Raw genomic sequence first — 2005 nt, 5'->3', positions numbered from 1 at the left:
CGGTCAGCGCGCCGAGGTGGGCGACGCGGGCGGCGGCGCGGCCGATGTCGTACGCCTCCCGCAGCGCGCGGGCGGTCTCCAGGAGCGGGACGAGCGCGAAGTGCCCCTCGGGCAGGCCCTGTTCACGTTCGGACCAGGCGAGGAGCCGGTCGGCGAGCCGGATGTCGTCGGCGCCCGTCACCTTCGGGACGACGACGCCGTACAGGCCGGGCCGGGCGAGGGCGCGCAGTTCGTCCGCGCCCGACCAACCCGACGCGGCGTCCAGGGAGTTGACGCGGACGAGGAGACGCGGGCCGGAGGTGTGGGTCAGCGCCTCCCGCACCTCCGCGAGCGCCGCGCGTTTCCCCTCGGGCGGGACGGCGTCCTCCAGGTCCAGGATCACCGCGTCCGCGCCGGCCGCCTCGGCCTTGGGCAGCCAGGCGGTGCGGTTGCCGGGGACGAACAGCAACGAGCGCAGCGGCACCCGCCGTTCAGATGACACCCGTCTCCCTCAGCTTCGTCCGCCGGTCCCCCTCGATGCCCAGCCACTGCCCGTACACCAGGTCGTTGTCCTGCCCGAGCGCGGGCCCCGTCCGCCACACCTTGCCCGGCACCTGCCGGAAGTGCGGCAGGACCGCCTGCATGCGGACGGGGCCGAGGTCGGGGTCGTCGACGGTGACGATGTCCTCGCGTTCGGCGTAGACGGGGTCGGCGGCGATGTCGGCGGCGTCGAAGACGCGGGAGGCGACGACCTCGGCGGCCTCGAACGCGGCGAGGCAGTCGGCGGTGGGGCGGGCGGCGGTCCAGGCGCGCAGTCCGTCGTCCAGCCGTTCCCGGCCCGCGAGTTGCTGCTCGGTCGTCGCGAACTCCCCGTCGGGCAGGCCGAGCAGGCGGGCGACGTTGCGGACCGAGCGATTGGTCGCGGAGGTGACGGTGAGCCAGTCGCCGTCCGCGCTGCGGTAGGTGTTGATGACGGCGGCGGGCGCCACGGCGAGCCGGTTGCCCGCGCGGGCGGGCGCCTCGCCGAGCTGGTCGTGGGCGATGACCTGCCACTCGACGAGCCGGTAGAGCGGTTCGAAGAGGGCGAGGTCGATCCACTCGCCGTCGAACTCCGGGTCGGTGGACCGGCGGTGCAGCGCGGCGAGGATCGCGTAGGCGCCCATCAGCCCGGTGACGGCGTCGCCGTGCGAGAAGCCGGTGTGCACGGGCGGTCCGCCGGGGAAGCCGGTGAGGTGGACGACGCCGCTGCGGGCCTCTCCCATCTTCCCGAACCCGGGGGCGTCGGCCCGCGAGGAGGTGGCGCCGAACCCGGAGATCTGGAGGAGGACGGCACGGGGGTTGAGCGCGTGGACGGCCTCCCAGTCGAGCCCCCACTCGCGCAGCCGCCCGGCGCGCAGGGTGACGATGACGACGTCGGCCCACCTCACCAACTCCCGGGCGATCTCGCGCCCTTCGGTGTGGTGGAGGTCGAGCGTCACGGACCGTTTGTTGCGTCCGGCGACCTTGAACCACAGGGGCACCCCGTCTCGTCGCGGCCCCATCGCGCGGGCCGCGTCACCCGCGCCGGGCGGTTCGACGTGGACGACGTCCGCACCCTGGTCGGCGAGCATCGACCCGGCGAGCGGCCCCGCGACCACGTGGGCGAACTCGGCCACTTTCAAACCCGTCAGCTGTCCCTGCATGCGGTTCAGGCTGCAAGGCGGCGGGGATGCGCGTCCAGCAAGGAACGGGGATCAATTCGTGCGGCTTGCGCATCAGTTCGCCCAGGTGACCCCGTCGGGCAGCGGGTGCCCGGCCGCCCTGACGTCGTCGAGCTGCTCCAGGAAAGCGCCCGCGCCGGGCGGCAGGCTCCGGCGCTGCGGCAGGACGACGTACACCTCCCGGTCCACGACCGGGTCCACCAGCGGACGCCGCACCCAGCGGCCCGGCACCACCAGCGGTTGGACGAGCGCGGGCATCGCGGAGACGCCGAGCCCGGCGGCGACGAGTCCGCCGACCGTGGCGACGCTCCCGGCCTCGGCGGCGG

At 74.7% G+C, this 2005-nt stretch carries 3 protein-coding genes; all 3 read right to left on the bottom strand.

What is annotated here, in order from left to right; genetic code table 11:
- Positions 1-481: HpcH/HpaI aldolase/citrate lyase family protein (locus tag ACVNF4_RS35365; RefSeq protein ID WP_461806939.1), on the bottom strand; the 481-nt coding region annotated here is incomplete at its 3' end.
- The gene (locus ACVNF4_RS35360; RefSeq protein WP_461806938.1) at positions 471-1661 is read right to left on the bottom strand and encodes a CaiB/BaiF CoA transferase family protein; all 1191 of its coding nucleotides are present in this window, start codon (positions 1659-1661) and stop codon (positions 471-473) included. The genes ACVNF4_RS35365 and ACVNF4_RS35360, both read right to left, overlap by 11 nt.
- A gap of 72 nt (positions 1662-1733) precedes the next feature.
- The coding region (locus ACVNF4_RS35355) for a LysR substrate-binding domain-containing protein (RefSeq protein WP_461806937.1) at positions 1734-2005 on the bottom strand (272 nt) is incomplete at its 5' end.

Source organism: Streptomyces sp. S6, assembly GCF_054880855.1.
The sequence above is the reverse complement of the archived record's forward strand: the minus strand, read 5'-3'. Positions and strand labels throughout refer to the sequence as shown.